Consider the following 25,408-nt stretch of genomic DNA (forward strand, 5'->3'; position numbering starts at 1 on the left):
AATATATTCAAAAAAAGAAGAGATATACAATAACTACTGTTGTATATCTCTTCTTTTTTTGTTAGTTAATAGTGGAGTTTGCTTTTTCTTGCTTCGTGAAATAATCAATAATGCCCATCGCACTAATTTCTATATCTAGATGTAAAATGTTATAAACGGAATGATCTGCTGGAACGTTTAACTTTGTCAGATGGGAAGAGATTTTATCCATTAACACAGTTTGTAAAGCTTTAGTCGCTTCATCGAAATCATTATACTGTTCAAAAACTTCCTTACCAGTATGAACGAAAATAGGTAGCCAATGTTCCAGTTGATTATATATTTCTGTAACATGAGAGGATGCGCCGTAATGACCGAAATAAATAGTATCTACATTCATGCTTTGAATGTGATTTTTAGAAGCAATCATCGCATCTGGTTGGAATTGTGAAGGGGACGTTGATGGTAGATATAACTCTACATCAACGTCTGCGAGTTCTCTATAATAAATTCCAATTGTATCGCCAGTAAAAATCCCGTTTGTTAATGAATCGTGAATGCTAATATGGTGCTTCGCATGCCCTGGTGTATCATAAAATGTAAGGATGCGGTCTTCTGCAATTTTTAACGTATCACCATGTTGTACAATATGAACACGTTCTTCTTCAATTGGAAGAATTGGATCAAAGAGTTTATCGAAATCTTCTTTGTACACAGCTTTTGCACCTAAAATAAGTTTTGTTGGATCAATCATATGACGAGCACCACGAGAATGCACATATAACGTAGCATTTGGGCATTTTTCCATCATTAAACCAGCAGCACCGGCGTGATCTAAATGAACATGTGTAACGATAATGTTTTTAACTTCGTTTAAATCAATATGTAATTGTTGTAAGCCGTCTAAAATATACGGAAGAGAAGGGGCTGCACAAGTTTCAATTAAAGTAATATCGTCACCTAATAAAACGTACGTACCTGTTCGTTCATTATGCTGTAAATCGAAATCATCAATAAGATATAGGTGAGAAGATAATTGCTCTACTTTTTTCATATTTACCACTCCTTATATATTACATGTTTCTATTATACGCTAAAATAGAAAAAAGGCAGAAAACGAAAGCTCGTCTTCTGCCTTTTGTAATACTATTATTTCGTTTGTTGTTTATTAATAGACATAATGAACAGTCCAACAATCCCACCAACTAATGGAAGCATAATTTCTCCTGCTAAATTAAAGTAGGAGCTTAAGAATAAACCATTTACATCGATTACCCAGCCAGTAACATACAATAACATCATATATAGTACGAAATAAAACTCGCGATTTGAAATCGTTTCATGTTGTGCAGTTTTCATAATGAACACCATCCTTTTCTTTTATAATGGAATATAAACTGTCACATTTTGTTCACATTTCGATTGTAAAACTTTCCATCATAAAAGTCTAGTAGTTTGTGCCGAATTTCCGAACGGAAATAAAGCGCTATCATTATAGCGTATAAGTACGTAATAAGAGCTGTATATTCACGAATGTAGTATAGTATAAACATAGAATGATAGTGAAGAGAGGGGCAAAGACAATGACAGTTTATGATTTTTCAGCTAAAACAATTACAGGTGAAGAAAAATCGTTAAAAGATTACGAAGGAAAAGCACTTCTTATTGTAAATGTAGCTAGTAAATGTGGTTTCACACCGCAATATAAAGGATTACAAGAGGTGTATGATAAATATAAAGACCAAGGACTCGAAATACTCGGATTTCCTTGTAACCAATTCGGGGGACAAGAACCAGGTACAGAAGCGGACATTACTAGTTTTTGTGAATTAAACTACGGTGTAAACTTCCCAATGTTTGCAAAGGTTGATGTGAAAGGTGATAAGGCTCATCCTTTATATACATACATGACAGAACAAGCACCAGGTTTACTCGGTATGAAAGCAGTGAAATGGAATTTTACGAAGTTTTTAATCGGAAAAGACGGGAAAGTAGTAGGGCGTTTTGCGCCGCAGACGAAGCCGGTAGATTTAGAGGTTGAGATTGAGAAGGTACTTGGAGAATAATTAGGAGTTTCACTTTATTAAAAAACGTCTCAAAGAACAATGTAGTTCTTTGAGACGTTTTCTTTAAACTCACATTTTCAAGATTAAATAACTGTATCAAAGCCATCTGATTTAGGTAGAGAACCTGCTTTTTTCATAAGCACTTCCCATAAGTGTACGGATGTCTTCCATTCTGCTGCAGCCTGCCCCTGTTGATACATAGCGTTCTCATAACTGGCAGTAAGTTGTTGCATATCGGCCGATTTGTAAAGTGTATCGATATGGAGAGCGTATTCTCGGAATGTTTGACTTTCACCCCGTGGTATGCCAATTCTCGCAAATTGTTTTAAAAGTGCACCGTAAGCTTTTTGATAAACAGCATCATCTTTTCGGTATCTATAGAAATGAATAATAAGAAATGTCATCCATTTCATTCTAGTGATGAAGAGAATGTATCCCATAATACTAATTAGTATCGTAGAGAGGAATACGTACCACCAAGAAAAACTAGTTTTAGAATTTGTGACCTTTTTAGTAGAAGCTTCTTCTGTATGTTCTATTAAACTTTTAAGTTTTGCTTCATTATTTCGTTGGTGTATTTGCTCGTTATTAGAATTATTTGCTTCGCTATTTTGTGAAATAGGAGCAGGCGTATTATTTATAAAATTATAGGGATTGGTAAATCCTTTTGTTGGTTCGAATGGAATCCATCCGTATCCTGGGAAATATACTTCGACCCAAGAGTGTGCGTTATCGTTCGTGATTGTATAAACATCCGCACCTTCTGCAGAGGCAAGTGTATTGTCAAGAGTTCCTTCTGTATAGCCTTTTACCCAGCGAGCAGGAATCCCGGCAGAACGAAGTAGTACAATCATAGACGTCGAAAAATTATTACAGTAGCCGCTTTTTGTATCGAAAAGGAATTGATCTACATAATCTTGGCTTTTGGCAGGAAATAAGACATTCGTTGATTCGTATGTAAAAGAGTTGTCTGTGAAGTAATTTTCAATAGCTAATACTTTATCATATCGGTTGTCTTTATCATTTGTAAGATTGGCAGCCAAGTCTTTTACGCGCTGTGGTAATGACTCGGGAAGTTGTGTGTACTTTGTCATAAAATAAGGATTTGTTTCTTGACCTTCATTTGTTTTTACAGCTTTCAAGTTTTCTATGGAAAACTCAGGGATCTCATATGTTACTTTATACGAATGTAAAGTAGTAGAAGAGTCTCCATTCATTGTATAAATTTTTTCTGAAAACGAGTTAACACTGTATGATACATCAGAAGAAGCCTCAACTGATACTAATCCTGCTGGATAGGTAAGGTGAGGATAACTTTTTAGCATGGTAATTGTTGCCTCAGTCGTTTCCGTTTTTGTATTTTGTTCGTACCAGCTTACGACGTCGTTTTTATTTTTAAAAGAAACCTTTTTCGGATTTTCAGAAATTTCCCAGCCTTTTCCTGTATAAAAATCTTTTGTTTCTACTCGCCAATATTGTTTGTTTTGCGTTCGTGCTGTGAAAACAATTGTAGGATCCGCCTTAAAAGGACCACCTAATCGCGAGTCATCTAAACCATACCCAATTGTAGAAACTTTTTGTTCTTTACTTGCTTCAGATGTGTTGAATTTTAAAAAATCCATTGGGTTTGGCCATTGAGGGCCAAATTTTGGAGCAAAGTATGCGATGGTTGCTAATAATACAATAAATATTGTAAGTGGTCTAAGTAATTTTGAGATTTCCCTAGCATAATTTTGTAAGTGTTCGCGCTCTTTTATTCGTTCTACTTGAAGAAGACTAAGCATAAAAAAGCCGATGACAACAGTACGAATAATAGCGTAGTTTGCATTGTATAAATGTAAGTTATGAAAAGTTGCGATATAAATAATAGTCAATACAAGAAATAAAAACCCACGTTTTTTATGAATAATCCAAAATGAAGTGAAAGAACTCAAAAACCAAAATGAGAGAAAAAATAAAACCGTCGGAAAAACTGGAGAAATATCTAGTAAATTCCCTTGGAAAAATAGGGAGGAATTTCGAGACATATCAGAAAAGAGTGTTGTTAGCCAAGATGGATTTATAAAAGCATTTTTATAATATAGGGAATGAATGATAAATAGGACTGTGACAATTTTTATTGGAATCTGCCACCTCGTTTGAAAAAAAGAGAGAGCGAAGCAAATTCCTATAAATGTTACGAAAATATCTAATCTACCTACATTTGTAATACCTATAAGAGGTCTTATCCATTCTAGTAAAAGAAGAAATACACATGCATGCATGAAGAATTTGTTCGTATCCCACTTGTATTTTGCTTGTAATGTTATCATTTGCTCACCTCAAAAAACACGTTTGTATACCGGTTTTCATAAACCGTGTTTACAAATATTTGTCGTTTTTTTAGAGTTTCTAATATACTGAGTTCTCGGTGTGAAAGTTGATTCGCTTTTTCTTTCACGACAAAAATCATACATTTTCTATTTCTTATAGCAGCACAATCAGCCGCCTTTTGAATATCGGGAGAAAGATTACTTGTCACGAGTATAACCGTGACGGGCTCATAAATTTTTCTTAGTTCTATTTCTACACTTTGGGAGAGCGGGAATACACTGTCTGCTTGTACTTTTGCTAAATGACAAAGGATTTGTTGTAACTGCGTATCTCCATTATCTAAAGGGAAAATAGTTTGTTCTTTTCCGATAGACACGAATGATGCTGGTGAATTTTGTTTCAAGACAGCCCTTACGATAGAGGCAGTAAATGTGACGACTGATTCGAATAGAGGAGACTCGGTTCTGTCTATGAATATCATGATATTATGGCTGCGCTGTTGTTCAAACTCTTTTGTCATAATATTGTTTGTTCGTGCAGTTGCTTTCCAATCAATCCATGAAAAGCGATCTCCAGGTTTATAGTCTCTGACACCGACAGAGATTGTAGAGTCTTTTGCAGAATTTATATTTGCTGAAAGCGCTCCTTGTTCGAAATGATTTTCCAATTGTCGATACGCTATATCTACATACTGGGGATAGACTAAAAATGTATCTGGAACTGAAAAAGTTACTTCTTTCTCCATCATGCCGAATAAATCGCCAGTTTTGACACGGACGCTTGAAAAAGTGTGCTCGCCTCTAGGGATTGTGTCAATAACATATTGAAACGAAATATTTCGTTTCAATCCTGGGAAGAGTACTACCTTATTCATCTTTGTTTGTTTACAACTTATAAATTGTGGTGGCAGTTCATCTTCTATAACTAAATAAAGTAAGGGAAAAGGAAATTTTCTTTTTATTGTAATCGTGCTTACAAATTGTTCTCCTACTACATATCCATTTTGGTTTGTTGTTCGTTTTACTTCAGCGTCCCGTAAAGCGTAGAAGGGGAGTAGTAGTGAATAAAGAGCAATGGGAATTGTGCTGTAAAATAAAAACCAACTTACAAACCCTCCTTGAAACATAGCGTACACAAATGTTAAGACTAGGCATAAAGGGAGTAGCAATAACTTCATAACGTGATATAGCGCTCGCAGCATTTGTTTCATCAAGGGTTCATCGTCCTTTGAGTCGGCACGGTAGTTCGTGCAACGATTTTTGCGATAACTTGTTCTCCTGTTATCCCTTCAAATTTTGCTTCCATTTTTAGAATGAGCCTATGCGCTAAAACGTAAGGAGCTAAAAATTTAACATCGTCTGGAATAACATAATTTCTGCCATGGATAAATGCATAAGCTTGTGAAGCTTTCATTAAAGCAATTGAGCCACGTGGACTTGCTCCTAGCTGTATAGAGCTATACGTACGAGTCTGATTAACAAGCTTTACAATGTAATGCTTAATTGCTTTGTCCATACTTACTACCCGTACGCTTTGTTGTAAATAAAGTAATTCTTCTATTGTAGTAATGGCCTGTAATTGAGAGAGTGGATTTGTTTTTTCCATCCGGTTTAAAATTTCAAATTCTTCTTCTGGTGTAGGATATCCCATTTTTAGTTTCAATAAGAAACGATCGAGCTGAGCTTCTGGTAGAGAATATGTTCCTTCATATTCGACCGGATTTTGTGTAGCCATGACAAAGAACGGCTTTGGTAAAGGCCTTGTAATGCCATCTATTGTAATATTGCCTTCTTCCATACATTCAAGTAAAGCAGATTGTGTCTTAGGAGATGTACGATTAATTTCATCAGCAAGTACAAAATTCCCCATAATTGGTCCAGGCTTGAACTCAAATTGGAGCTCTTTCGGATTATAAATAGAAACTCCTGTTACATCTGATGGCAGTAAATCAGGTGTAAATTGAATTCGCTTGTAATCCGCATCAATGGATTTAGAAAGAGCACGTACTAGCATTGTTTTGCCGACACCAGGAACATCTTCTAATAGCACATGACCTTCAGCTAAGAGAGCTGTCAAAGCTAAGATTGTTTCTTTTCGTTTTCCGACCATTATTTTTTCAATATTATTGATTATTTTTTCTACAGTGGGATGTAATGAATCAAGCTGGGGCATCGTAATCCTCCTAATTTTATTATCGTTTTCTAATCTATTTAGTGGACAAATTTATAATTATATTTGCAGGTAGTAAAAATTTTGTCATTAATTCTAAGAATATTCAGAATATTTATTTCGATTACATCTAGTATAATTGTTTCCGTAACTAAGGGCAATACAGTAAATAATGATTTGTAGTTTTATGTAAAATATGTCTGGATATAAAATAGTATTGTTAAAGAAAAAATTCCTTATATACAATTTCTAAACTCTTTCTTATGGCAGTTTTGAAATAATATCAAAACTCTTTTTTATATATTTATAAAGAAAAACGTAGGAATTTCTCCTGCGTTTTTCTTTTGCAAAATAGTCGATACCTCAAAATACCATTCTCCTAATAATCACGATTAATCATAACCCTTCAAAACGGAATAAAAGATTTTCTCACAAACTTATTTTCTACTGAATTTTTGACAATCTCTTGAACTGTGCGAAATGTCACATCTGTATTTTACAACCTCTCTTATAGTAAGGGTATGTAAGAGAGACGTATTAAAGGAGTGAACAGTATGAAGAAGAAACCTTCAGCACTAATGAGACGTTTAAAATATTTTTCACCAATAGATCGTTATAACGATAATCATACTCAAGAAACATATGAAGATCGTGAATGGGAGAATGTGTACAGAAAGCGTTGGCAGCATGATAAAGTAATTCGTTCTACACATGGTGTGAACTGTACTGGTTCATGTAGCTGGAATATATATGTGAAAGATGGAATCGTAACTTGGGAAGGACAGGAGCTTAACTATCCAACTACAGGTCCAGATATGCCTGATTTTGAACCACGAGGATGTCCGCGTGGAGCGAGTTTTTCTTGGTATATTTATAGTCCACTTCGTGTGAAATATCCGTATGTACGTGGTGTTCTTTGGAGTATGTGGCAAGAGGAATTACAAAATAACAAGTCACCACTAGATGCTTGGAAAAGCATTGTGGAAAACCCTGAAAAAGCACGCAAGTATAAGCAGGCACGTGGTAAAGGGGGATTCATTCGTGCGAATTGGGATGAAGTGTTACAACTTGTTTCTGCTTCATTACTCTACACAGTAATGAAATACGGTCCAGACCGAAATGTTGGTTTTTCACCAATTCCAGCTATGTCGATGTTAAGTCATGCTGCTGGTAGTCGTTTTATGCAACTTATGGGCGGGCCAATGCTTAGTTTCTATGATTGGTACGCAGATTTACCACCAGCTTCTCCTCAAATTTGGGGCGATCAAACAGATGTACCAGAAAGTAGTGACTGGTATAACTCTGGTTACATTATGACATGGGGTTCAAATGTACCGATGACGAGAACACCAGATGCTCACTTTTTAGCAGAGGTTCGATATAAAGGAACGAAAGTCGTTTCTGTCAGTCCTGACTTCGCTGAATCTACAAAGTTTGCCGATGATTGGATTAGTGTAAAACAAGGTACAGATGGTGCACTTGCGATGGCAATGGGGCATGTGATCTTACAAGAGTTTTACGTAGATAATCAAGTGGAATATTTCACAAAGTATGCGAAGCAATATACTGATTTTCCTTTCTTTGTCACATTGAAACAAAAAGGAGATCAATTCGTTGCTGATCGTTTCTTAAACGCTTCTGATATTGGACGCGAAACGAAGTTAGGAGAATGGAAGCCTGTTCTTTGGAACGAGAATACGAATGATTTTGCAACACCTCAAGGCACAATGGGCTCACGTTGGGATAACGAAAAGAAATGGAACTTGCGTTTAGAAGATGAAGAAACAGGTGAAAAGATTGACCCACGTCTTTCTTTACTTGGAATGGAAGAATCGATTGGAACTGTACAAATTCCGTACTTCTCTGATGATGGAAACAAAGTATTAGAACGTACAATTCCAGTGAAAAAGGTTATGACAGAAGAAGGCGAAGTGTTCGTTACAACTGTATACGACTTAACGTTAGCAAATTACGGCGTGAACCGAGGGCTTGGCGGACAAGAGCCGAAAGACTTCAATGATGATGTACCGTTTACACCTGCATGGCAAGAGAAAATGACAGGAGTGAAACGAGAACTAATTATTCAAATCGCTCGTGAGTTCGCACAAAATGCCGTTGATACAAATGGTCGCTCGATGATTATTGTTGGAGCTGGTATTAACCATTGGTTTAATTCTGATACGATTTATCGCGCAGTTTTAAATCTTGTTCTTCTAGTTGGAGCACAAGGAGTAAACGGCGGGGGATGGGCGCATTATGTTGGGCAAGAAAAATTACGACCAGCAGAAGGATGGCAAACAATCGCGATGGCAAAAGATTGGCAAGGGCCACCGAAATTACAAAATGGTACATCTTTCTTCTATTTCGTAACAGATCAATGGCGCTATGAAGATACACCGGTTGGACATCTAGCATCACCAGTAGAAGGCAACTCTCGTTATCAACATCACGGTGATTACAACGTATTAGCGGCACGACTTGGCTGGCTACCTTCGTATCCGACATTCGAGAAAAATGGGATTGAATTATATAAAGAAGCTGTTGCTGCTGGTGCAACAACGCAAGAAGAAATCGGAAAATATGTTGCACAAAGATTAAAAGAAAAAGGACTAAAATTTGCGATTGAAGATCCAGATAACAAAAACAACTTCCCGCGCAACTTATTCGTATGGCGTGCGAACTTAATTTCAAGTTCTGGTAAAGGACAAGAATATTTCTTAAAACATTTATTAGGTACAACAAACGGGTTAATGAATGACGATAGTGATTCATTACGACCAGAAGAAATTAAATGGCATGAAGAAGCACCAGAAGGGAAGTTAGATTTACTCATTAACTTAGATTTCCGTATGGCTGGAACAGCGCTTTATTCTGATATCGTCTTACCTGCTTCAACTTGGTACGAAAAACATGATTTAAGTAGTACAGATATGCATCCATTTGTGCATCCATTTAATCCAGCAATCGGTTCACCGTGGGAAGCGCGCTCTGACTGGGATATTTTCACTTCACTTTCTAAAGCTGTGTCAGATTTAGCGAAGAAAATTGATCTTGAACCAATGAAAGAAGTTGTTGCAACGCCACTTCTTCACGATACACCGCAAGAATTAGCGCAACCACTTGGCAAGATTAAAGATTGGAGCAAAGGTGAGTGTGAGCCAATACCAGGTAAAACAATGCCACAAATTCATGTTGTTGAAAGAGATTATAAAACAATTTATGACAAAATGACTTCGCTAGGACCAAATGCGGGAAAACAACCGATTGGTACGAAAGGGATTTCTTGGTCCGCAGAAAAAGAGTATGAGCAATTAAAGAGCCGATTAGGAGTTGTTCGAACGGATTCTATTGCAAAAGGTTGCCCAGACATAAAAGAAGCAATCAATGCTGCTGAAGCGGTATTAACACTTTCTTCTACAACAAATGGTCATATGGCTGTAAAAGCATGGGAAGCACTTGAAAAACAAACGGATTTAAAATTACGTGATTTAGCAGAAGAACGTGAAGAAGAATGCTTCACATTTGAACAAATTACAGCGCAGCCAAAAACAGTAATTACTTCTCCGGCCTTTACAGGTTCTGAAAAAGGTGGACGTCGTTACTCACCGTTTACAACAAATGTGGAACGCCTCATCCCTTGGAGAACAATCACTGGACGACAATCTTTCTACTTAGATCATGACATGATGAAAGAATTTGGTGAAACGATGGCAACGTTTAAACCGATTCTGCAACATAAACCGTTCCGTAAATCACGACCTGAAGTAGAAGGAAAAGAGATTACGTTAAATTATTTAACGCCGCATAATAAGTGGTCCATTCATAGTATGTATTTCGATTCATTACCGATGTTAACGCTGTTTAGAGGTGGTCCAACTGTTTGGATGAATAAAGAGGATGCTGAAGAAGCTGGTGTAGCAGATAATGATTGGATTGAGTGCTTTAATCGTAACGGTGTTGTTGTAGCCCGTGCTGTTGTAACGCATCGTATACCGAGAGGAATGGCGTTTATGCACCATGCACAAGATCGTCACATTAACGTACCTGGTACGAAATTAACAAGTAACCGCGGGGGAACGCATAATAGTCCAACTCGAATTCACGTAAAACCGACACATATGATTGGTGGATATGGTCAATTAAGTTATGGATTTAACTATTACGGTCCGACTGGGAACCAGCGTGACTTAAACGTTGTAATTCGCAAACTGAAGGAGGTAGATTGGCTTGAAGATTAAAGCACAAGTCGGAATGATAATGAATCTAGATAAATGCATCGGCTGCCATACTTGTAGCGTAACGTGCAAAAACACCTGGACAAATCGTCCAGGTGCTGAATATATGTACTTCAATAACGTAGAAACGAAGCCTGGAATTGGTTATCCGAAACAATGGGAAGATCAGGAGAAATATAAAGGCGGTTGGGAATTGAAAAATGGTGAAATTCAGCTGAAATCTGGTTCGAAAATGAAACGTCTTATGAACATTTTCCACAATCCAGATCAACCAACAATTGATGATTATTTTGAACCTTGGAATTATGATTATGAAACGTTAACAAATAGTCCGCAACGTAAGCATCAACCAGTTGCTCGTCCGAAATCAGCAATTACAGGCGAATTTATCGACAAAATTGAATGGGGTCCAAACTGGGAAGATGATTTAGCAGGCGGACATATAACAGGATTGCAAGATCCGAACGTAAAGAAAATGGAAGAAGAAATTAAAACAGATTTTGAAAACGTCTTTATGATGTATTTACCACGCATATGCGAACATTGTATGAATCCCTCGTGCGTATCATCTTGTCCATCTGGTGCGATGTATAAACGTGAAGAAGATGGGATTGTTCTTGTCGATCAAAATGCATGTCGCGCATGGAGATTCTGCGTATCATCTTGTCCATATAAAAAAGTGTATTTTAACTGGCAAACGAATAAAGCTGAAAAATGTACAATGTGTTTCCCACGTATTGAAGCGGGTATGCCAACGATTTGTTCGGAAACATGTGTAGGACGTATTCGGTATATTGGGGTAATGCTATATGACGCTGACAAAGTAAAAGAAGCAGCTTCTGTTGAAGACGAAAAAGATTTATATGAATCTCAGCTTACTGTTTTTCTAGATCCAAATGATCCAGAAGTGGCAGCTGAAGCGAAAAAACAAGGAATTCCTGAAGAATGGATTAAAGCGGCGCAACAATCGCCAATTTATAAAATGATTATCGATTGGAAAATTGCTCTACCTCTTCACCCAGAGTATCGTACAATGCCAATGGTTTGGTATATCCCGCCGCTTAGCCCGATTATGAATATGGTGGAGGGAAAAGGTAGTAACTGGCAAGCAGAAGAGATTTTCCCTGCTATTGATAATATGCGTATTCCAATTCAATATTTAGCGAATTTACTCACTGCGGGGGATGAATCACACATTCGTCTTACATTGAAGAAAATGGCTGTTATGCGAACGCATATGAGAGCACTTCAAATTAATAAAGAGCCAAATGAAGCTGTATTAAAAGAACTTGGTTTAACGAAACAGGATGTAGAAGATATGTATCGTCTTCTTGCCATCGCGAAATATAAAGATCGCTTCGTTATTCCGACATCTCACCGTGAACAAGTGGCAGATTTATATAGCGAACAAGGAAGCTGTGGTTTATCATTCACAGGTGGTCCAGGCTCTTGTATGACAATTTCTTAAATAAAGGGGGCAGAAAATTATGAAACAAAGTTTACAAACAGCTTTTTCTTTTTCTTCTTTTCTTCTCTCCTATCCCGAACTAGGGTGGAGAGAAGCTTTAACTGAATTGCAAGAAGAGGTTGAAACAATAGAACAGGAAGACGTTAAAGCGTCACTTACAGGCTTTATAAAGCAAGCGCTAGATAAAACGAATGATCAACTCATTGATAGTTACGTATATACATTCGATTTTGGGAAGAAAACAAATATGTATCTTACTTATATGAACACTGGTGAACAAAGAGAAAGAGGTATTGAATTACTAGAGTTAAAACAACATTATAAAAAATCAGGTTTTAGCGTAACAGATAAAGAACTACCTGACTATTTACCACTTTTACTTGAGTTTTTTGCAAATGCAAATGAGCAAGACAGTGAACCAATTATGAGTAAATACACGGAAAATATACAAGCATTACATGTTCAATTAAAAGAAGCGGGTAGTATGTATGAACCAATTCTTGCGTCTGTGCTACTCGCTATCGAAACATGGGGTGTACAGACAAATTAGAAAGGAGCGTTGTCAAAATGATGGATCAATTTCTTTGGGTATTGTTTCCCTATATCATTTTTGCGATCTTTATCGGTGGACATATTTTTAGATACAACTATGATCAATTTGGATGGACATCAAAATCTAGTGAACTATTAGAAAAGAAGATGCTCCGGGTCGGAAGTCTATTATTCCACTTTGGGATCATGTTCGTAATTGGCGGCCATGTTATGGGGATTTTAATTCCAGAAGCTGTATATCGTTCAATAGGTATTTCTGAGCATATGTATCATGTAGTAGCAATTAGTTTTGGGCTTCCGGCAGGTATTGCTTCTATTATCGGTTTAATTATATTAACGTACCGCCGTGTAACAGTAAAGCGTATCATTGCAACGAGTACAAAGGGAGATTATATTGCGCTTATTTTATTACTTATCGTAATGCTAGCAGGACTTTCTTCAACATTTTTAAATATAGATTCAAAAGGATTTGATTATCGTACAACGATTGGCCCTTGGTTCCGAAGTCTCTTTATTCTCCAACCGAAAGTTGAATATATGATGGAAGTACCAGTATGGTTTAAAATTCATATTCTTGCAGGAATGGGTTTATTCGCAGTATGGCCATTTACAAGACTTGTACATGTATTTAGTGCCCCAATTAAATATGTAAGCCGTAGTTATGTAATTTACAGAAGACGTATTCCTAATGAGTTGAAAAAATAATACTGCTGTAAACGGATAGGAGCTAATGGTTAAAACGAAACGAGGTCTAATATGGAAGGCCTCGTTTTTGTTTATATAGGGAATAACCGTTAATAAGTAGCTTAAATTGAAAAAAGATTAGCATCTAAATAAGATGCTAATCAATGCTACAAACAGAGGCAGAGCAATCTTCACAAGCAATTTCACATTTTAAAAATTGTAAATCGTGGATTGTAATCTTTCCTTTATGAATAGAAATTGTACCTTGCTTTTTTAATTCATTTAACATTCGATTTACACTTTCACGTGAAGTTGCACAGAAATTAGCAAGTTCTTGATTCGTTAATGGTAAATCGATGAGAATCCCATTTTCTTTTAATACACCGTAACTATTTGTCATTCGTATAAGAGTAGAATACAGGGCACCTTTTTTGCCGTGTAATACTAAATCTCGGAACTTCGTTTGCATTCTTCTTAAATGTTCACTAATCCATTTCATAAATTCAAATACAAGTGCGGGTTTTTGGAGCAATGCTTTTTCTAAGGTTTCACGCTTTATAACCCCTACTTCAACATCTTCAAGGCATTTTGAATTTAATAAATACTTCGCATTGTCCGTGAATAATGTTAATTCTCCAATAATGTCGTATGCCGAACAAATACGGAGTGTTAATTCTTGCCCGTCAGCACTTAATTTACTAATTTGTACTTTTCCTGAGTGGATGATATAGAGCTCTGTTGCCTCCATACCTTCTTGAAAAATAAAACTACCTTTTTTAATTTGCATTTTATATTCAACAGATGCAAGTAATTCTTTTAAATCTTGAGATAATGTCATACTGTTTGCCACAGTGATCACCTTTCTTCTTATAAGCAATACATTTCCTATTTTGAGTGTAAGTATGATGAAAATGCAAGAGCTATTTTAAAAATACATTGAAATTTCAATGACCGTAAGGGGAAGTGATTTTCAATTTTTAGTTTGAAAAATTCAATAGACAAAGTGGATGAGATTAAAGATGTGAACAAAATTCGAACGGATTTGTGAAGAATTTTTGAATGGGGAAAGTAATGTGAGAAAAGTCACATTGAATATGTAGCTTCTTTTTTATAATGAAGGCAAATAAAAAAATGAAAGCTTACTAAGGATTACAGCAGAAAAGAAGGGATATAGATGCACGAGAACATGAAAGATTCTTTAGAACGTCCACTTCAAGATTTACGTATTTCAGTTATTGATCGTTGTAATTTTAGGTGTACATACTGTATGCCTGCTGAAGTGTTCGGACCTGATTACGCTTTTTTACAGGAAGAGCTTTTATTAACGTTTGATGAAATAGAAAGATTAGCGAGATTATTTATAAGTCTGGGAGTCAATAAAATTAGGCTTACTGGCGGTGAACCGTTATTGCGTAAAGACTTACCGATGTTAATTGCAAGACTTGCAAAGCTAGAAGGCTTAAAAGATATTGGACTCACAACAAACGGTATTCATTTAGCAAAACAAGCAAAGGCGTTAAAAGAAGCGGGATTAAAACGTGTAAATATTAGTTTAGATGCGATAGAGGATTATGTCTTCAAAAAAATTAATGGACGAAATGTAAATACAAAACCTGTACTGAAAGGAATTGAAGCAGCAAAGGCTGCTGGATTAGAAGTAAAGGTAAATATGGTCATAAAAAAAGGAATGAATGATAGTCAAATTCTTAGTATGGCTCGTTACTTTAAAGAACAAGACATTCAGCTCCGTTTTATAGAGTTTATGGATGTGGGCAGTACAAACGACTGGAACTTTGAACAAGTTATTACGAAGGAACAATTAATAGAGAAGATTAATCGCGTATATCCAGTTGAGCCTGTTAAACCTCGTTACTTTGGAGAAGTTGCGAAATTGTATCGATATGTAGGGAGCGATGCAGAAGTTGGGTTTATTACTTCAGTATCTGAGTCATTTTGTTCTTCTTGTACGAGAGCTCGTATCTCGGCAGACGGCAAGTTTTTCACGTGTCTATTTGGAACGAAAGGAACGGATTTGCGAACGCTTCTTCGAGGAAATATTTCTGATGCATCACTATTAAAAATTTTACAACATACATGGCGATATAGAACAGATCGATATTCAGATGAAAGAACGGCGGAAAGTACAAATAAACGTCCAAAAGTTGAAATGTTCTACATTGGCGGATAGTGAGAGGAGGATTTCTGATGCAAGAGCGTTATTCAAGACAAGTGTTGTTTTCTAGAATCGGTGAAATGGGACAAAGAAAAATAGGAGAAAAGCATGTGCTCCTAATTGGTGCGGGTGCACTTGGAGCTGCAAATGCAGAAGCTCTTGTTAGAATGGGAATTGGGAAATTGACAATCGCTGACCGTGACTATGTCGAATGGAGTAATTTACAGCGGCAACAGTTATACACAGAAGAAGATGCACAGCAGTGCAAACCGAAAGCAATTGCAGCCGCAGAACATTTAAGAAAGATTAATTCTGAAGTGAAAATTGTACCAGTTGTAACGGATGTCACACTGCAAGAAATACAAGAGTTAACAAAAGAAGTGGATCTCATATTAGATGCGACTGACAATTTTGATACGCGCCTACTTATAAATGACATTTCACAAAAAGAAAATATACCTTGGATATACGGTGGATGTATTGGAAGTTACGGTGTAACGTATACAATTCTTCCTAGAGAAACACCATGTTTTCGTTGCTTAATGGATCATCCTATGGGCGGTGCAACATGCGATACAGCAGGAATCATTCAGCCAGCTGTACAAATGGTCGTTGCTCATCAAGTAACAGAGGCGATGAAAATATTGGTGGATGATTATGAGTCGTTAAGAGGGACGATGTTATCATTTGATATTTGGAACAATCAATATCTCTCATTAAAAGTAAATAGACAGAAACAAAGTACATGTCCATCTTGTGGGAAATCACGAACGTATCCAAGTCTAGCATTTGAAGCGCAAATGAAAACGGAAGCGTTATGCGGACGGAATACAGTTCAAATCCGTTCAGGAATAAAGAGAAATCTTAATTTAAACGAAATTCAAAAACGATTACAAAAGAGTGTACATGTCAAAAAAACGCCTTACTTACTATCATTTCTAATTGATGAATATCGTTTCGTTTTATTTACAGACGGTAGGGCATTTATTCATGGAACAAATGATGTGAAAATAGCAAAACGATTATACGCAAAATATATAGGATGAACAGAAAGAGCGTTGCCCCTTATTAAAACGAGGTGAAAAAGAATGTTAGAAAAACGTATACCAATTCCGGTGGCAGAAGCAGTGGCACGTGTAATGAAATACGCTCATCAAGGTGAAATAGAAAAGGTTTCTCTTATAGAAAGTTACGGTAGAACGCTTGGAGAAGATGTTATTGCAGATCATGATGTTCCGTATTTTGATCGCTCTCCGTACGACGGGTTTGCGATTCGAGCGGAAGATACAAAAGAAGCGAGTAGTAGTAACCCCATTCAGTTTGAAGTGATTGGCGAAATTGGAGCAGGTTTTGTTTTTCCAGAAGAAGTGAAACCATTTCAAACTGTCCGTATTATGACAGGTGCCGCAATTCCAGCCGGATGTAATGCAGTTGTTATGTTAGAGCTAACTGAAGGATTTGAAGAAAGTGAAAAGACTTATATGAAATTGAAACGCTCCTTTATTGCTGGGGATAACATTTCTTTTAAAGGTGAAGATGTAAAACAAAATACCATCCTTGTGAAAAAAGGGACTGTTATTAACCCTGGAGTAGTGGCGCTTCTTTCTACGTTTGGTTATAGTACCGTTTACGTTGTAAAACAGCCGGTTATCGGAATTGTAACGACAGGAAGCGAACTGCTTGAAGTACATGAACAATTAAAGCCAGGGAAGATTCGAAATAGTAACTCCTATATGATAGCTGCTCAAGTTGAACGAGCGGGCGGAGTTGTACAGTATTATGGACAATTCGCTGACGATTTTGAGACGTGTTATAACACTGTGAAAAAAGCGATAAAAGAAGTCGATATTTTAATTACAACTGGTGGCGTTTCGGTAGGAGACTATGACTATTTATCTGCTATTTATGAGGAATTACGAGCTAATGTGCTTTTCAACAAAATAGCGATGCGACCAGGAAGTGTGACAACTGTAGCTGAGCTAGAAGGAAAACTATTATTTGGTCTATCTGGTAATCCTTCAGCTTGTTATGTCGGTTGTGAATTATATGTTCGGCCAGTCATTGGAACATATTTGCATAGAAAAGATTCGCACGTATATCGTACAGAGGCAATATTACAGAAAGACTTTCTGAAAGCAAACCCATTTACTCGTTTTGTACGAGGGAAAGTGGAAATTGTAGATGGAACATTGCAAGCTACACCAGTTGGTTTAGACAAATCTAGTGCAATTTCTTCACTTGCAGGGGCGAATGCATGTATCGTCCTGCCAGGAGGAACGAGAGGATTTAAAGCAGGAATAACTGTCTCGGTACTGTTATTAGAATCAAGCGCCGGAAGTGAGTGGCCGTGGGAAGAACCACTTCGATCATACAAATAATAGAAAAATAGATTGCTAACTTATACAAAGATAAGAGGTGCAAGATGGCACATACGTATTATGAAGTAATTGATACACCTATTTCAATTGAAGAAGTTACAAACAAAGTAATTCGTCGTGAATGTGGCGCAGTTGCGACTTTCATTGGTACTGTTAGAGAATTTACGAAAGGCCGTCGTACGCTATATTTAGAGTATGTAGCATATAAGTCAATGGCGGAGAAACAGCTTAAGAGAATTGGCACCGAAGTAGGAGAGATGTGGCCTGGGACAAATGTCGCCATTACACATCGCATTGGTACATTACAAATTTCTGATCTTGCTGTTGTCGTCGCTGTTTCTACACCACACCGGAAAGCTGCCTATGAGGCGAACGAATATATTATGGAGCGTATAAAACAAATTGTTCCAATATGGAAGAAAGAGTTTTGGAAAGATGGTGAGTCATGGATAGGTGATCAGTTAGAGAAGGTAGCGTATGCAAATGGTGAGCCTGGAAAGGAGATGAGAATATGATTGAAGTACTATTATTTGCACATTTACAAGAAGAAGTAAGTAAGTCAGCATTACACATAGGTTGTGAAAATATTACGGTTGCTGAACTAAAGGAAGTCCTTATTACGAAATACAACGTAGCAATTTCAAGTGAGATAATGGTCGCTATAAATGAAGAGTATGCAAATGAGGATGATATCATTCAAACTGGCGATGTCATAGCAATGATTCCGCCAGTAAGTGGTGGTTGATTCTTTTCAGCCTAATCATGTTAGGACGTGATTAGGCTGGAGGGAATGAATATAACTATGCATACATAGGAGGGAACAGGATGAAAGGTCCTAATTTTCAATTAAGTTTACAAACTTCTAATCTAGTTATCGGTTTTATGGTATGGGTTATTTTATCATCATTAATGCCTTATATTAAAGCGGATATTCCATTAACTGCGGGACAAATTTCTATGGTAACAGCAGTACCGGTTATTTTAGGTTCTGTTCTTCGTATTCCAATTGGCTATTGGACAAATCGTTTCGGAGCAAGAAAATTATTCTTTATTAGTTTTATTCTATTATTATTTCCTGTCTTTTATATTAGTGTTGCCAATTCTATGATGGATTTAATTATTGGTGGATTATTTGTAGGAATTGGTGGAGCTGTATTCTCAGTAGGGGTAACTTCTTTACCAAAATACTTTCCGAAAGAGAGCCACGGTTTTGTAAATGGTATTTACGGTGTCGGTAACGCCGGAACAGCAATCACTTCGTTTTTAGCACCTGTTATCGCAACTTCAGTTGGTTGGAGAACGACAGTACAATGTTATTTAGTTTTACTTGCAGCATTTGCACTTATGAACTTTTTATTAGGTGATCGTAAGGAGAAAAAGGTGAATACACCATTAATGGAACAAATAAAAGGTGTATATAAAAATGAAAAACTTTGGTTTTTATGTATCTTTTACTTTTTAACATTCGGATCATTTGTCGCATTTACAGTATACTTACCAAACTTTTTAGTATCTCACTTCGGATTAGAAAAAGTAGATGCAGGTATGCGGACAGCCGGATTCATTGTACTCGCAACAATTATGCGCCCGATTGGTGGTTGGCTCGGTGATAAGTTTAATCCATTTAAAATATTAATCTTCGTATTTATCGGTTTAACACTTTCAGGTATTATTTTATCATTTATGCCTAGTATGAACGTGTATACATTTGGTTGCCTACTAGTCGCATTTTGTGCAGGGATTGGAAATGGTACAATCTTCAAACTCGTTCCAATGTACTTCTCAGAACAAGCCGGTATTGTAAATGGGCTCGTTTCAGCTTTAGGCGGACTAGGAGGATTCTTCCCGCCACTAATTTTAACATTACTATTCCAATTAACAGGTCATTATGCAATTGGATTTATGGCGTTATCAGAAGTCGCACTTGCTTGTTTAATCATTACAGTATGGATGTATAGCCAAGAGAAATTGTTAGTGATGTTAAAGAATCATTAATAAGGAAAAAGAACCATCCCAAAGTATTTTGGGATGGTTCTTTTAGTAATAGGCTTCAACATGTTTTTATTGCTATCTCAACAAACGCTTGTTTTCTATAAGAATGTGCTTTTAAAATGAAAAACAGAAGGTTGATGGAATTTTATTTTAAAATATAGATGTCAAAAGTTATTTAATTAAAGGGCAGATTAGTTAAGGAAATCTTAAATCTATTCTAAAGATCGAACTCATTTTTAGAATGCAAATATTTAATTGAATCGGGATGTTTAGATGAAAAAAATATAAGTCCACTCAAGATAAACAAGTATCAGGTGTGTTAGGTGACTCAAGCGACAAGTATGGAATTGATGTAAGTATTCTTCGCATAGTAACTGCAGTATCAGATTTTTTTAGGGCAAGATTTTTTGGTAAGGCTAACGGATATTGTGAAAAAAGTACACTTAAACTAAAGAATACAGTTTAGTTCAATAAGATAAAGTTATGAATTTGTATAAATAATCTATAATTTTCTTTATGAGTCATATTTGATATGTTAAAGAAAAGAGAGCGTTTAATCCAACTAAAATATATGTAGAATGAGGTTTTAAATGATTATTTTTATTATATTAGACGTAATATTACCAATATTAATATTGCTGCTAATTGGTGCAATTTTACAAAGGAAGTTCCAATTTAACTTAAAGCAGCTATCTACACTTATTACTTATTGCTTGATGCCAGCGGCTGTATTTATGAATATATATGATATTAGTATAGAGACAGGTTTGTTGCTCCAGATAATATACTATTTAATGCTTTATAGTTTGAGTCTGATCATAGTAAGTCATTTCATTTCAAAAACATTAAAGTTAGAAAAAGGAGAAAGTGCAGCTCTAAAAAATAGTATTTCGTTAATGAATTCCGGTAATTATGGATTACCAGTAAGTCAATTGATTTTCAGTCACAATCCAGTGGGGGTTTCCATTCAAATTTTTATTGTGATTTTCCAGAATCTTTTAACTTATTCATATGGGATATATAACTTACTATCAGCAACAAAAACAATCGGAAGTATTATTCAATCATTTCTAAGACTGCCTGTACTTCATGCGCTTGTATTAGGGGTTCTCTTTCAATCTTTTAAAATTCAAATACCTAATTCTATCTTTCTACCTCTTAATCAGCTTGCGAATAGTTTTGTTGCAATAGCAATCATATTGCTAGGAGCGCAATTATCTAACATTAAGCTTAATTTTTTCCATCGAGTCATAACATGGGCTTTAATTGGAAGGTTACTGATGGGACCATTATTAGCACTTGCCATGATCTATCTACTAAACATTGATGGTATTGTTGCACAATCATTATTTATTGCAAGTTCTTTTCCTACTTCAAGAAATACATCAACCATTGCTATGGAGTATCAAATAGAACCTGAATTACATGCACAAATCGTTTTATTTTCAACACTTTTCAGCATTATTACAGTAACTGTCGTTATTTATTTGTCATATATTTTGTTTTGAATATACGTGCAAAAACGATTAGATTTGAGGCGGTAAATGATGGACGGAAATCCCATCGATATGAGAAGAAAACAGTCTTAGATATATTGGGTGTCGTTTACAATTGTACCATGTCTGATCATCAAGCAGTTTAATTCAAAAAAAGGAAACGCATTAGGGGCTATTTCGGATGCAAATCTTTAAAGCATCTACATATAGACTTGCGAAAAAAGACACAATTTCGCTTATAATTGACGTTACATGAGCTTAGTTTGATAGCGATGGGGTGGGAGTGTCAAGTAAGAATTTTTTCTTTATTGATTTTATGCGGTTTTTCCGCAAAATTGTAACTAAGGAGGGATTCCAAGTTGAGTAAACAGAATATCAGCACAACAGTTTCAGGAGATATAATTGTTACCCATCTAGTTGGAAATATAAAAACAGATGATGTGTATGAATGGTTTAATGGTTTTGAGCAGGTTTGTCAGCAATTCATTTCTGAAGGGCGGAAATACAAATTGTTGGTGGATAGAAAAGGATACACGCCAAATCATTTTTCTGTTCAAAAAGTATGGAAAGAGAAGTTCTTCAATGAAATCATTTTGAATAACAGTAAGGCAATTGCATTTCTCCTTGAAGAGGGGGAGATAATGGATTATTTACAACAATCTAATACGAAAGAATCTGTGAGATTTTTTGATGATTATGAACAAGCGCTAATTTGGTTGAATGAATATCCAATATAAAACCTGTATTGAAGCAGTTGCTCTCAAGCAACTGCTTTTTTTGTCCGTAATTGTTGCCGTTATTTTTCTTCACAGATTCTTGTTCAATTGTTTGTCTGATCCTAAAAAGCGAAACTAAAGCAAAAGGAACAAACGCCTCTAAAAAACGTTTGTTCAAAGTTAATTACTATTTTAGCTAAGTGATAGATTACATTTTATGAGTACGAGAAAGCTTGTTTATAAGTTTAGGAAATATAGATGTTAGTTCCTGCTTCAAATGCTTCGTAAACGATGGATCTTTACCTGAAGTTGAAATAGTGACAACATATTCATCATGTCGGATGACACCAGGTGTGTGAAACGATGATTTTGTACCATCACTTACGACGTTAACCCACTGGAAATCATGGGCGGCCTGTTTGACCATCATATTTACAGCATGTTGATTTGTAGCTGCATAAATAAGATGAGCATCTTTAATATCATTATTACTAAAAGCTTTTTGCTTCCAAGTAATATAAGGAAGTTCCTTCATTTCCTCGCAAATTTCTGGGCTGATAACGGTGACAAAAGCGCCTGTATCCTTTAATCCGGACGCTTTTCGATATGCGATTTTACCACCACCAACTATAACGACCACTTTTTTATTTAAATTAAACATAAGAGGGTACATGTTATACATATATGCATTCCTCCATTCGTTCTAATAATGTTAACTTCATGTATCTATCAAACTGAAGACAGTTACAAGTTGTAACGTGATCGTATTTGTTTGCATGCAATTTAATTTTTTGAAGTAATAATCCGGTAAAGAGAAGGTACGGCATGACATATACATGGGATGAAGTCGATGTTATAGCCTTGAGCTCAGCAGTAAAAGAGGGAGTTCCTTTCGTTAAAAAGGAGCACGATACTGGCATACTGAGTTTTCGTTCGACGGCTGCTCCGATTTGTTGTAATTCATGTAACGGCTGTGGATCACTACTGCCTCTCCCTACGAGTAAAACACTACTACCTTGCATTGGCATAGTTTCACGTATTCTTTTTACTACAAGTTCAACCATATGTGGATGTGTACTAAAAGGTTGTACAACTGAAAATGTTATATGTGGATATTGCTTTTGTATTTTCTCTATCTCAAAAGGAATATCACGTTTATAGTGAGCTGCTGCAAATAATAAAACAGGTACAATCATTATTGCAGTTGCACCCTCTAGTATTGCTTCTGTAACTGCATCCGAAATGGTAGGTGTCGTTAGTTCTAGGAAAGCTATTTTTTGAATCTGTTCGTTACGTTCTTTTATAACAGATTGAATAAAGTGAATGAATTGTTCGTTACCTTTTTGCAAGCGGCTCCCGTGGCCAACATATACAATTCCTTTCATCGTACCACCAAATCTTTCTTCATAATCATGTCTTGTAATTGCTCATCTACATTATGAAAACCGACTTTATTCGCATAGTGTAAAGTTGGAACGTCGGTATACGAGAATGGGAGAGTAAGAATATTGATAAAGCCTAGGCGTTTTATTTCTGCTAGAAACGTATCAATAGAAGCACGACCTTCAAATACAATGCTGTCCCATGAGAATTCAGAAAGCATACGGGAATGAATTTCATCGAAGCGATGATCAATTGTGTACTCATGAGTCATCATATAGGAACCAGCACCAATTTTTTCTTGAATAACAGCAATTCGGTTAATGTTTCGTCCTAAATAAATCGTTGAATTCGAAGAAAATTGCGCAGGTTTACTTAACAATCCATATTGCATAAGCTTTTCTTGAATAGAAAGGTTCATATACTGAAGCTCTGCCTGTAAGGAGCGAATATCTTTATGATATTTACTACATGATTGCACTAAGATGTCTACACTCTCAGCGGAACAAAATACAAGACGATCAACGTTAAAAATCTTATTAATTTGTTCAGAGGTTAATGTGTATTCTTTCTTTTGGAAAATTAGAATTTGATATATTTCTGCACCGGACTCTTGTAACATTTGCTTTATTGCGCTTTTTTTATTCGTTGCAGATGCAAGTAAAACTTTCTTGTCGTGCAATGGTTTACGTTCTTTCCAAGCGATTTGATTCCGTAAAGTAACAACATCACCAACAATTGTCATAGAAGGGTTAGAAATATTTTCGTCTTTGACGATAGAAACAATGGTGGACAGTGTCCCTGTGACTACACGTTGTTTACCAGTTGTACCCCATTCAATGACGGCTACTGGTGTATCTTTTTTCTTTCCTGCTTGTAGTAAGTTTTCACAAATTGTAGGTAAGTTTTTTATACCCATGTAGTAGGCGATCGTGTCGCTATTATAGGATGAATTATATTTTTCATGATCGGTTAAAGGGCCTTTTGCATGCCCAGTTAATAAAGTGATGCTATTACTGTAGTTACGGTGGGTGAGGGGGATACCTGCATAGCTACTAGCGGCGATGCTAGATGTAATACCTGGTACGATTTCATATGGAACGTTCGCTGCTGCTAAAGTTTCTGCTTCTTCACCAACGCGGCCAAAAATAGATGGATCTCCGCCCTTTAATCGGACAACGATTTTTCCTTCTTGTGCGAATTGAAGGAGGTGGGCGTTAATCATTTCTTGTCGCATAATATGATTCTTTGGCATTTTGCCGCAATACATAAGTTCACATGTTTCTTTTGTATAACTAAGAAAGAAAGGGTTTAATAAACGGTCATATAAAACGATATCTGCACGCTTTAAACAATCTATCGCTTTCTTTGTAATAAGCCCTTCATCACCTGGTCCTGCACCAACTAAATATACATATCCGTTCATAATCGCACCTCTTCTATTTTTATGTAAAAGGAAGCCAGAGGAGGCTTCCTTTCGTAAATTACATGTTTATATAAATGTCACCATCAATAACTTCTACTTCGTATGTTTGGATACAGCCGTCATCAGGTTTTTGCACTTCACCTGTTAGTAATGAAATTTTCCAATCATGCAGTGGACAAAAGACGAATTCTCCAGATACAATTCCTTCTGCTAACGGTCCGTTTTTATGAGGACAACGATTTTCTACAGCTCGAATATCTCCATTTGAAAGGCGGAATAGGGCGATAGACATACCATTCATTTGCACCTCTTTACCGATTTGAATAGGAAGGTCTTCCGCACGCATAACTTTTATTTTTTCTTTCGTTTGTATCATATAGA

The 25,408-nt window shown here is 36.2% G+C and carries 23 protein-coding genes; 13 read left to right on the plus strand and 10 right to left on the minus strand.

The features are described from left to right. Positions 1-61: 61 nt before the first annotated feature. Together C4S65_RS09110 and C4S65_RS09115 are read right to left on the minus strand one after the other, a co-directional pair. Positions 62-1,033: an MBL fold metallo-hydrolase gene (locus tag C4S65_RS09110; protein ID WP_098317754.1), complete on the minus strand. Its 972-nt coding sequence runs from the start codon at positions 1,031-1,033 to the stop codon at positions 62-64. A 95-nt stretch (positions 1,034-1,128) separates the two neighbouring features. Beyond that, positions 1,129-1,338: a DUF3925 domain-containing protein gene (locus tag C4S65_RS09115; RefSeq protein ID WP_000844984.1), complete on the minus strand. Its 210-nt coding sequence runs from the start codon at positions 1,336-1,338 to the stop codon at positions 1,129-1,131. A gap of 224 nt (positions 1,339-1,562) precedes the next feature. Between C4S65_RS09115 and bsaA the strand changes: the two genes are divergently transcribed. Then, entirely contained in the window at positions 1,563-2,045 is a 483-nt protein-coding gene (bsaA, locus tag C4S65_RS09120; RefSeq protein WP_000219434.1) for a glutathione peroxidase, read from the plus strand. A gap of 83 nt (positions 2,046-2,128) precedes the next feature. Here bsaA and C4S65_RS09125 read toward each other — a convergent pair whose 3' ends face one another. Genes C4S65_RS09125 through C4S65_RS09135 form a run of 3 tightly spaced genes read right to left on the minus strand, consistent with a single transcriptional unit; the run spans position 2,129 to position 6,530 of the window. After that, on the minus strand, positions 2,129-4,357 hold the full coding sequence (locus C4S65_RS09125; protein WP_017763077.1) for a transglutaminaseTgpA domain-containing protein: 2,229 nt from the start codon (positions 4,355-4,357) through the stop codon (positions 2,129-2,131). After that, entirely contained in the window at positions 4,354-5,568 is a 1,215-nt protein-coding gene (locus C4S65_RS09130; protein WP_000812152.1) for a DUF58 domain-containing protein, read from the minus strand. Before C4S65_RS09130 ends, C4S65_RS09125 begins: the two co-directional genes overlap by 4 nt. Then, positions 5,568-6,530, minus strand: a complete 963-nt coding sequence (locus C4S65_RS09135) for a MoxR family ATPase (RefSeq protein ID WP_001135803.1) — start codon at positions 6,528-6,530, stop codon at positions 5,568-5,570. The genes C4S65_RS09130 and C4S65_RS09135 overlap by 1 nt, the downstream gene beginning before the upstream one ends. 551 nt (positions 6,531-7,081) lie before the next feature. Here C4S65_RS09135 and C4S65_RS09140 point away from each other — a divergent pair. The 4 genes from C4S65_RS09140 to narI are packed head-to-tail and all read left to right on the plus strand — an operon-like array spanning position 7,082 to position 13,487. After that, positions 7,082-10,765 (plus strand): nitrate reductase subunit alpha, encoded by a 3,684-nt coding sequence (locus C4S65_RS09140; RefSeq protein WP_098838391.1) that lies wholly within the window; start codon positions 7,082-7,084, stop codon positions 10,763-10,765. Beyond that, the gene (narH, locus tag C4S65_RS09145) at positions 10,755-12,230 is read left to right on the plus strand and encodes a nitrate reductase subunit beta (protein ID WP_000692656.1); all 1,476 of its coding nucleotides are present in this window, start codon (positions 10,755-10,757) and stop codon (positions 12,228-12,230) included. Before C4S65_RS09140 ends, narH begins: the two co-directional genes overlap by 11 nt. 19 nt (positions 12,231-12,249) lie before the next feature. After that, positions 12,250-12,780, plus strand: a complete 531-nt coding sequence (narJ, locus tag C4S65_RS09150; RefSeq protein ID WP_098838390.1) for a nitrate reductase molybdenum cofactor assembly chaperone — start codon at positions 12,250-12,252, stop codon at positions 12,778-12,780. A 17-nt stretch (positions 12,781-12,797) separates the two neighbouring features. Further along, positions 12,798-13,487: a respiratory nitrate reductase subunit gamma gene (gene narI, locus C4S65_RS09155; RefSeq protein WP_000969224.1), complete on the plus strand. Its 690-nt coding sequence runs from the start codon at positions 12,798-12,800 to the stop codon at positions 13,485-13,487. A gap of 136 nt (positions 13,488-13,623) precedes the next feature. On the opposite strand, the gene C4S65_RS09160 is transcribed toward narI, so the two are convergent. Next, a complete protein-coding gene (locus tag C4S65_RS09160) occupies positions 13,624-14,316 on the minus strand; it encodes a Crp/Fnr family transcriptional regulator (protein WP_000013863.1) in 693 nt (230 codons plus the stop codon). Between the two features lie 324 nt (positions 14,317-14,640). Between C4S65_RS09160 and moaA the strand changes: the two genes are divergently transcribed. From moaA to C4S65_RS09205, 8 genes are all read left to right on the plus strand, one after another. Continuing rightward, on the plus strand, positions 14,641-15,654 hold the full coding sequence (moaA, locus tag C4S65_RS09165; RefSeq protein WP_098838389.1) for a GTP 3',8-cyclase MoaA: 1,014 nt from the start codon (positions 14,641-14,643) through the stop codon (positions 15,652-15,654). Positions 15,655-15,671: 17 nt separating this feature from the next. After that, positions 15,672-16,685 carry a molybdopterin-synthase adenylyltransferase MoeB gene (locus C4S65_RS09170; RefSeq protein WP_086406069.1) on the plus strand — a complete coding sequence of 338 codons (1,014 nt, stop codon included), beginning with the start codon at positions 15,672-15,674 and terminating at the stop codon, positions 16,683-16,685. Positions 16,686-16,727: 42 nt separating this feature from the next. Next, on the plus strand, positions 16,728-18,017 hold the full coding sequence (gene glp, locus C4S65_RS09175; protein ID WP_098838388.1) for a gephyrin-like molybdotransferase Glp: 1,290 nt from the start codon (positions 16,728-16,730) through the stop codon (positions 18,015-18,017). A gap of 44 nt (positions 18,018-18,061) precedes the next feature. Further along, a complete protein-coding gene (locus C4S65_RS09180) occupies positions 18,062-18,532 on the plus strand; it encodes a molybdenum cofactor biosynthesis protein MoaE (RefSeq protein WP_000951544.1) in 471 nt (156 codons plus the stop codon). Continuing rightward, positions 18,529-18,762 (plus strand): molybdopterin converting factor subunit 1, encoded by a 234-nt coding sequence (gene moaD / locus C4S65_RS09185; protein ID WP_000573687.1) that lies wholly within the window; start codon positions 18,529-18,531, stop codon positions 18,760-18,762. Before C4S65_RS09180 ends, moaD begins: the two co-directional genes overlap by 4 nt. Before the next feature lie 80 nt (positions 18,763-18,842). Then, positions 18,843-20,012, plus strand: a complete 1,170-nt coding sequence (gene narK, locus C4S65_RS09190; RefSeq protein WP_000678170.1) for a nitrate transporter NarK — start codon at positions 18,843-18,845, stop codon at positions 20,010-20,012. Between the two features lie 587 nt (positions 20,013-20,599). Further along, positions 20,600-21,517: an AEC family transporter gene (locus C4S65_RS09200; RefSeq protein WP_061666627.1), complete on the plus strand. Its 918-nt coding sequence runs from the start codon at positions 20,600-20,602 to the stop codon at positions 21,515-21,517. Between the two features lie 347 nt (positions 21,518-21,864). Next, entirely contained in the window at positions 21,865-22,242 is a 378-nt protein-coding gene (locus C4S65_RS09205) for a hypothetical protein (RefSeq protein ID WP_000043368.1), read from the plus strand. A gap of 187 nt (positions 22,243-22,429) precedes the next feature. On the opposite strand, the gene C4S65_RS09210 is transcribed toward C4S65_RS09205, so the two are convergent. The 4 genes from C4S65_RS09210 to nirD are packed head-to-tail and all read right to left on the minus strand — an operon-like array spanning position 22,430 to position 25,403. Further along, positions 22,430-22,903, minus strand: a complete 474-nt coding sequence (locus C4S65_RS09210) for a precorrin-2 dehydrogenase (RefSeq protein ID WP_000282583.1) — start codon at positions 22,901-22,903, stop codon at positions 22,430-22,432. Further along, entirely contained in the window at positions 22,896-23,606 is a 711-nt protein-coding gene (locus C4S65_RS09215; protein WP_000676488.1) for a sirohydrochlorin chelatase, read from the minus strand. Before C4S65_RS09215 ends, C4S65_RS09210 begins: the two co-directional genes overlap by 8 nt. Beyond that, positions 23,603-25,027 (minus strand): uroporphyrin-III C-methyltransferase, encoded by a 1,425-nt coding sequence (locus tag C4S65_RS09220; protein ID WP_098838387.1) that lies wholly within the window; start codon positions 25,025-25,027, stop codon positions 23,603-23,605. Before C4S65_RS09220 ends, C4S65_RS09215 begins: the two co-directional genes overlap by 4 nt. A gap of 58 nt (positions 25,028-25,085) precedes the next feature. Beyond that, positions 25,086-25,403 (minus strand): nitrite reductase small subunit NirD, encoded by a 318-nt coding sequence (gene nirD / locus C4S65_RS09225; protein WP_000616697.1) that lies wholly within the window; start codon positions 25,401-25,403, stop codon positions 25,086-25,088. Positions 25,404-25,408: the final 5 nt, after the last annotated feature.

Source organism: Bacillus sp. ok061, assembly GCF_900108285.1.
GTDB classification, from domain to species: Bacteria; Bacillota; Bacilli; order Bacillales; family Bacillaceae_G; genus Bacillus_A; species Bacillus_A thuringiensis_S.